This is a genomic window from Nonomuraea sp. NPDC050663 (assembly GCF_044456985.1).
Lineage (GTDB): Bacteria > Actinomycetota > Actinomycetes > Streptosporangiales > Streptosporangiaceae > Nonomuraea.
Window position 1 is genome coordinate 292079 of sequence record NZ_JBITGL010000011.1, and the last position, 6839, is coordinate 298917.

At 71.3% G+C, this 6839-nt stretch carries 7 protein-coding genes; all 7 read left to right on the forward strand.

The window, feature by feature from the left end; all coding sequences use genetic code 11:
* Nucleotides 1-35: 35 nt before the first annotated feature.
* Nucleotides 36-896: an alpha/beta hydrolase gene (locus ACIBH1_RS31715; RefSeq protein ID WP_397317638.1), complete on the forward strand. Its 861-nt coding sequence runs from the start codon at nt 36-38 to the stop codon at nt 894-896.
* A gap of 10 nt (nt 897-906) precedes the next feature.
* Nucleotides 907-2100 carry an extracellular solute-binding protein gene (locus tag ACIBH1_RS31720; RefSeq protein ID WP_397317639.1) on the forward strand — a complete coding sequence of 398 codons (1194 nt, stop codon included), beginning with the start codon at nt 907-909 and terminating at the stop codon, nt 2098-2100.
* Complete coding sequence (locus tag ACIBH1_RS31725) at nt 2097-3011, forward strand: carbohydrate ABC transporter permease (protein ID WP_397317640.1); 915 nt, start codon at nt 2097-2099, stop codon at nt 3009-3011. The genes ACIBH1_RS31720 and ACIBH1_RS31725 overlap by 4 nt, the downstream gene beginning before the upstream one ends.
* Complete coding sequence (locus ACIBH1_RS31730) at nt 3008-3808, forward strand: carbohydrate ABC transporter permease (RefSeq protein ID WP_397317641.1); 801 nt, start codon at nt 3008-3010, stop codon at nt 3806-3808. The genes ACIBH1_RS31725 and ACIBH1_RS31730 overlap by 4 nt, the downstream gene beginning before the upstream one ends.
* Nucleotides 3805-5088, forward strand: a complete 1284-nt coding sequence (locus ACIBH1_RS31735) for a M28 family peptidase (protein ID WP_397317642.1) — start codon at nt 3805-3807, stop codon at nt 5086-5088. Before ACIBH1_RS31730 ends, ACIBH1_RS31735 begins: the two co-directional genes overlap by 4 nt.
* Nucleotides 5073-6533 carry a carboxylesterase/lipase family protein gene (locus ACIBH1_RS31740; protein WP_397317643.1) on the forward strand — a complete coding sequence of 487 codons (1461 nt, stop codon included), beginning with the start codon at nt 5073-5075 and terminating at the stop codon, nt 6531-6533. Before ACIBH1_RS31735 ends, ACIBH1_RS31740 begins: the two co-directional genes overlap by 16 nt.
* A gap of 1 nt (nt 6534) precedes the next feature.
* A partial coding sequence (locus ACIBH1_RS31745; protein WP_397317644.1) for an AMP-binding protein occupies nt 6535-6839 on the forward strand: 305 nt, incomplete at its 3' end.

The window sequence follows — 6839 nt, forward strand, 5'->3', positions numbered from 1 at the left end:
CGTTCACGTCTCCAAATAACCTACGAGGTGTGACCATGGAGAACATCACCCGCCGGCAGGCACTGCGAGCAGGGGCGCTCGGCCTCGCCTCGGCCGGATTCCTGTCGCTGACCACCACCGAGGCCCACGCCGCCTCCACCATCGAGACGATCTACAAGGCTCCCGGCCCGTGGCCGGTCGCCACCGGCACCTCGGGCGGCCACCGGCTCTACCACCCCGCCACCCTCGGCGCGGGCGGCGTCACGCACCCGATCGTCACCTGGGGCAACGGCTCGTGGGCCACCCCCGACAACTACCCGGGCCTGCTCAACCACCTCGCCTCGTGGGGCTTCGCCGTGGTCGCCTCCACCGACACCACCACGGGCACCGGCGCCGAGATCCTCGCCGCCGCCCAGCACCTGGCCGGCCTCAACGCCGATCCCGCCAGCGCCTTCCACGGCAAGCTCAACCCCGCCCAGATCGCCGCCGTCGGCCACTCCCAGGGCGCGGGCGGATCCATCAACGCGGCCAACGACTCCGCCGGGCTGATCAAGACCGTCGTACCGATCGCCACGCCCGCCGCCTGGATGGCGAGCCAGGGGGACGAGTTCTCCGTCGCCGACCTGACCGTCCCCGTGCTCTTCCTCAGCGGCGCCAACGACTGGCTGATCTCCTCGGCCGCGACCCTGCAGGGCTACTACGACCAGGCCACCGCGGGAGCGGGCAAGGCGCTGCTCAAGGGCGCGGGACACAACGACGTCCAGAACGGCGGCGGGGGCTTCCTCGGCTACGTCACCGCGTGGCTGCGCTATCGCCTCATGGCCGACACCCAGGCCCGCGGCGCCTTCGCCGGCACCGCCCCCGAGCTGCCCACCAACACCGCCTGGCAGAACCAGGCCCTCAAGAACCTCACCTAGGAGAACGACGATGGCGGAACTGACGCGGCGTGGATTACTCGCCGCCGGAGCGCTCACCCTGCTCGCCGGATGCGGCAGGGACGAGCCACGGCAGCAGGTCGCGTACGGCAAGCCACAGGGCGAGGTCAACGTCTGGCTGCACGGCTCGCAGGAGACCGGCGAGCAGTTCCAGGCGCTCGTGCACGACTACATCGCCGAGTACCGGGTCGACGTGCGGCTGCTCTACCTGCCCGTCGGCCAGCTCGACGCCAAGCTGCTGACCGCCTTCACCGGCGGCACGCCGCCCGACGTCTTCAAGATCGGCCACTGGAGCTTCCCGGCGCACGCCAAGAAGAACCGGCTCGCGCCCGTCGACACCAAGGCGCTCACGCTCCAGAACTACGAACCGGGCACGACCACCCCGCTCACCTACGACGGCGTGCCGTACGGCGTGCCCATCGACTTCAACCCGTGCATGCTCTACTACCGCAAGGACCGGTTCGAGCAGGCCGGACTCGACCCCGACAAGCCCCCGGCGACCTGGGAGGAGATCGCCGCCGCCAGCACGAAGCTCACCTCCGCCGACCGCAGGCAGGTCGGGCTCCAGTGGCTCTACGGCGACCCGCAGTGGGCCCTCATGATGATCACCGCCCTCACCAAGGGCGGGACGTCGCTGGTGGACGCGCTGACCTACATGTCGAAGCTCGGCAACCCCAAGCTCTCCAACCCCCTGGGCGCGCTCGGACTGTTCTACTCCGGCGAGGCCGCCATGGTCATCAGCGGCGCCTTCCTCGGCCCCGCCCTGGAGAAGCTCGGCAAGAAGAGCACGCCGTACGGCGTCGCCCCCATGCCCGCCTGGGAGGGCCGCCCCTCGGTCGTGCCCGCCTACACCTGGGGCTGGGGCGTGGCCAAGGACTCGCCCAACCAGTACACCGCCTGGCACCTCGTCAACTACCTGCAGGGCGCCCGGTCGGTGACGACCAACCTCGACAACGGCATCATCATCCCCACCAAGGGCTGGCGCCAGGCCGGACCGCGGGGCGAGTCGGAGATCATGAAGATCGTCGCCGACAGCCTCCCGCACGTCGACTTCGGCCCGACCATCCCCGGCACCCTCGAACTGGCCAAGGCCGCCTCCAGCGCCGTCGACTCCGTCGCCCACGGCAAGGCGACCCCGGCACAGGCCGCGGCGGCCTACGACGCGGCCACGCGGCAGATCCAGTGAAAGTCCTGGCACGCGGCGAGACAGGCCCCGGCAGCCGGGCCGCTCACCGCATCGTTCGTCCCCAGGCCACCGCGGGCGTCGCGCTGACCCTCCCGGTGGCCGTCTTCTTCGTCGTGTTCTGGCTCGTCCCGTTCGTGGCCGCCATCTACCTCAGCTTCACCGACTACGAGATGGCGGGCACGCCCCAGTGGATCGGCCTGGCCAACTACGAGCGCATGTTCGCCGACCCGGGCTTCCTGAACTCGGCCTGGATCACCGCCGTCTACACGGTCTGCACGGTCGTCCCGACGATCGTGCTGACGCTGCTGGTGGCGGTGCCGCTGGCCAAGCCGGGACGGCTCAACCGCTGGCTCAGGGCGCTCGTCATGATCCCGGCCGTGATGCCGCTCGCCGCCACGTCCATGGTGTGGGTGATCATCTACTCCGACCGCGGCCTGGCCAACACCCTGCTCGGTCTCGCCGGGATCGAGCCGCAGGCCTGGCTGACCAGCTCCGACCTGGCCATCTGGGCACTGGTCGTGATGGTCGTCTGGAAGAGCCTCGGCCTGTTCGTGATCATCCTGACCGCCGGGCTGCAGGCCCTTCCCGGCGAGGTGTACGAAGCCGCCGCCATCGACGGCTCTGGAGCGGTGACCACCTTCACCAGGATCACCCTCCCGCTGCTGCGCAGGACGCTGCTGTTCGTCCTGGTCATCTCGGTGGCCGGGTCGATGCAGGCCTTCGTGCCCGCCTTCCTGCTCACCGGCGGCGGGCCCGCCGACGCCACCCAGGTGCTGCCGTACTACATCTGGGCCAACGCCTTCCCCTACGAGCACATGGGCTACGCGGCCGCGATGGGCATGGTGCTGCTCGCCGCCATGGTGATCATCTCGGCGCTGCAGTTCGGATTCCTGAAAGGAGGCGAGGAATGACCGTGCTGCGAAGTGCCTGGCTGATCACCGCGGTCGGGTTCATGCTGCTGCCCGTCTACGTCATGGTCGTCGTCGCCTCCGCACCCGACGACACCGACCTGAGCGGGCTCGTCTTCAACGGCTTCCACCTGCCCGACAACCTGCGCGTGCTGCTCGGCGAGGGCAACCTGGCGTTGTACCTGCGCAACAGCCTCATCCTCTGCCTCGGCACGGGCCTCCTGGACGTGATCTTCTCGGCCGCCGCCGGATACGCGATGGCGCACCTGTCCTTCCCCGGCCGCCGCGCACTGTTCGCGCTCGTCATCGGCACGCTCGCGCTCACACCGATGGTCCTGGTCATCCCGGTCTTCCTCATCGTCAAGGAACTCGGCTGGGTCAACACCTTCCAGGGCATGATCGTGCCAGGCATGATCAGCGCGTTCGGCGTCTTCCTGGTGCGGCAGTTCGCCCTCGGCATCCCGCGCGAACTGCTGCTCGCCGCCCGGGTCGACGGCGCGGGAGAGTTCCGCATCTTCGCCCGCATCGCCGTGCCGCTGCTCAAGCCCGCGCTCATCACGCTCTTCCTCGTGCACTTCCTGGCGCAGTGGGACAACCTGCTGTGGCCGCTGATCGTGGCCAACGACCAGGAGCTGTGGCCGCTGCCGGTCGGACTGGCCAACTTCCAGAGCGAGGTAGGCGTCACCTACCACCTGACCACCACCGCGGCACTGGTCACCGCCGTGCCACCGTTCATCCTGATGGTGGCGCTGCAGCGCTACTACGTGGCGGGGCTCACCTTCGGAGGGCTGAAACGATGATGGACTGGATCGAGACGATCGTTTCCCGGGGCATCAGGCGGCCCGGATACCCGGCCGACGACTGGGTCGCCGCGTGGGCTCTCGACCGGTTCGCGGAGTTCGGGCTCCATGACGCACGGCTGGAGCCCGTCGACCTGCCGGTGTGGCGGCCCGTGGCCGCCTCCCTGGAGGTCCACCTCGACGCCGACCCATCCCGGACGGTGACGGTGGAGGCGTTCGCCCTGCCGTACACCACGCCCGAGGCCGCCGTCACCGCGCCCGTCGGCCGCGAGGTCGTGCCCGGCGCGATCGTCGTGCCCGAATACACCTTCACCGAACTGCCGCAGTTCTACGTCAGAGACCTGGCCAAGGCCGTGCACGACCCCGAGGGCGTCTTCGACTCCCTCGTCCAGACGCTGCCGTTCCAGCTCGACTACCTCGACGTCATCCAGGGCGCCATCGACGGCGGCGCCGCCGGCTTCGCCGGCGCGCTCACCGGGGTGCCGTGGGAGACGCGCGACTACTACGTGCCCTACGACGCCGTGCGACGCGACATCCCCGCCGTCTGGCTGTCGGGCGGCGACGCGCGGCGGGTGCTCGCCCTGGTCGACGAGGGCCCCTGCACGGGCACGCTCACCGTCTCCGCCGAGACCGGCCCGGCCGTGTCGCACAACGTGATCGGCACGCTGCCGGGGCGCTCCGACCAGTGGGTGATCATCGGCTCCCACCACGACGCGCCCTGGGCCTCGGCCGTCGAGGACACCTCGGGGATCGCGCTCGTCCTGGCCGCCGCCCGGCACTGGGCAGACGTGCCGGAGGAGCAGCGGCCGCACAACCTGCTGTTCCTGCTGACCGCCGGTCACATGGCGCACGCCGCGGGGACCCGGGCGTTCATCTCCGAGCATCGGGAGATGCTGGGCGCCGTGGTGCTGCAACTGCACCTGGAGCACGCCGCCCGGCGGTGCGAGGCCGTGGACGGCGCGCTGGTCCCGACGGACGACCCCGAGCCCGGATGGTGGTTCACCTCGCCGGGACTCGAAGAGCTGGTGGCGCAGGCCCTGGTCGCCGAGGACCTGCGGCGCTCGTTCGTGTTGCCGCCCGACGTGTTCTCGCCGATGCCGCCCACCGACGGGGCCTTCTTCCACCCGGAAGGGGTGCCGCTCGTGCACTTCCTCTCCGCGCCCATGTACCTGTTCGACTCGGCGGACACGATCGACAAGGTGCACGAGGAGAGCCTGGAGCCGCTCACCCGGGCGGCGATCCGCATCGTGGAAGGGACGGCCGGATGGCGCCGGGGGTGATCGCGCGGACCGCGGCCGGGCTGGTCGAGGGGAAGGCGGAGGAAGGGGTGCTCGCCTTCCTCGGCGTGCCCTACGCCGCGCCGCCGTTCGGGGAACGCCGGTTCGGGGCGCCCGTCGCGGTGCCTCCCTGGGACGGCGTACGGCAGGCGGTCACGCGGGGTGCCGCCGCGCCCCAGGCGGCCGGGGAGGACGTCGGGCTGTACGCCCCTGACGTCTTCGAGGTGGGGGAGGACTGCCTCAACCTCGACATCCACACGCCGGTGCCCGGCGCATCCGGGCCGCTGCCCGTCCTGTTCTGGATCCACGGCGGCGCCTTCGCCATCGGCGGCAACGGCGCGGCCTGGCACCAGGGCCACCGCTTCGCCCGCGACGGCATCGTCTGCGTGGCGATCAACTACCGGCTCGGCTTCGAAGGCTTCCTGGCCCTCGACGACGCCCCGCTCAACCGGGGCGTGCTCGACTGGCTGGCGGCACTGGAATGGGTGCGCGACAACATCGCGGCCTTCGGCGGCGATCCCGGCAACGTGACCATCGCCGGCCAGTCGGCCGGCGGGGCCGCCGTCGCCACCCTCCTCGCGATGCCCCGCGCCGCCGGGCTGTTCCACCGCGCGATCGTGATGAGCGGCTCGGCCACGCTCGTCGCGGGGGAGCAGGACGCCCGTTCGTACGCCAAGGCCCTCGCCGCCCGCCTGGGGATCGAGCCCACCCGCGCCGCCTTCGCCCGCCTGCCGCCCGCCGCCCTCGTCGCCGAGCAACCCCCGCCGCTGGCGGGGGACTCGGGCGGGCTGGCGGAGTCCGTGCCGATCAAGCCGGTGGTCGACGGCGACCTGATCCCGGCCGTGCCGTTGACGGCTCTGCGCGGGGATGTCCCGTTGCTGGCCGGCTGCACGTCGGAGGAGGCCGACGTGTTCGTCCGCCGCCTGGTCGCCGACATCGACGAGGCTTCGGCCCAGGCCCTGATCACCCACCTCGACGCCCAGGCCCCCGCCCCCGCCATCCCGGCGCCTGTGCCCGCCGCCCCCGCCATCCCGGCGCCTGTATTCGCCGACCCCGCCATCCCGGCGCCTGTGCCCGCCGACCCCGCTTCCACGCTCGCCGACCCCGCCCTCACCCCTGCCGAGCGCGTCGGGCGTGCCTTCACCCGGCACCTGTTCACCCGCGAGACCCGCTGGATCCACCAAGCCAGACCCGCCTATGCCTACGAGTTCGACTGGCCATCCCCCGTCGAAAGCCCCGTCGGCGGCGGGCGCGTGGGCGCGGTGCACAACCTCGACCTCCCCTTCGTCTTCGACCTCCTCGACGCCCCCGGCGTCGAACGCACCGCCGGCCCGGACGCCCCCCAATCCCTGGCCGACGCGATGCACGCCGCCTGGGTGCGCTTCGTTCGCACCGGCGACCCCGGCTGGCCGCTCGGTAACACCAAGATCTTCAACGGAGACTCCTGACATGCCCGCTCACTCCTACGCCAGCGCCACCGCACCGGCCCCCCTCCTCGGCGAGACCATCGGCGCCGACTTCGAACGCACCGTGCACCGCTTCCCCGACCGCGAAGCCCTCGTCGACGTCCCCTCGGCCCGCCGCTGGACCTACGCCGAACTCGACGCGGACGTGAACCGCCTGGCCCTCGCCCTCCTCGCCTCCGGCATCGACAAGGGCGACAGGGTCGGCATCTGGGCGCCGAACTGCGCCGAATGGGTGATCGTCCAGTACGCCACCGCCAAGATCGGCGCGATCCTGGTCAACGTCAACCC

Bases quoted from the DNA above. Each gene is read 5' to 3' on its own strand.
- ACIBH1_RS31715 (WP_397317638.1), top strand. From the start codon at position 36: ATGGAGAACATCACCCGCCGGCAGGCACTGCGAGCAGGGGCGCTCGGC.
- ACIBH1_RS31720 (WP_397317639.1), top strand. From the start codon at position 907: ATGGCGGAACTGACGCGGCGTGGATTACTCGCCGCCGGAGCGCTCACC.
- ACIBH1_RS31730 (WP_397317641.1), top strand. From the start codon at position 3,008: ATGACCGTGCTGCGAAGTGCCTGGCTGATCACCGCGGTCGGGTTCATG.
- ACIBH1_RS31735 (WP_397317642.1), top strand. From the start codon at position 3,805: ATGATGGACTGGATCGAGACGATCGTTTCCCGGGGCATCAGGCGGCCC.
- ACIBH1_RS31740 (WP_397317643.1), top strand. From the start codon at position 5,073: ATGGCGCCGGGGGTGATCGCGCGGACCGCGGCCGGGCTGGTCGAGGGG.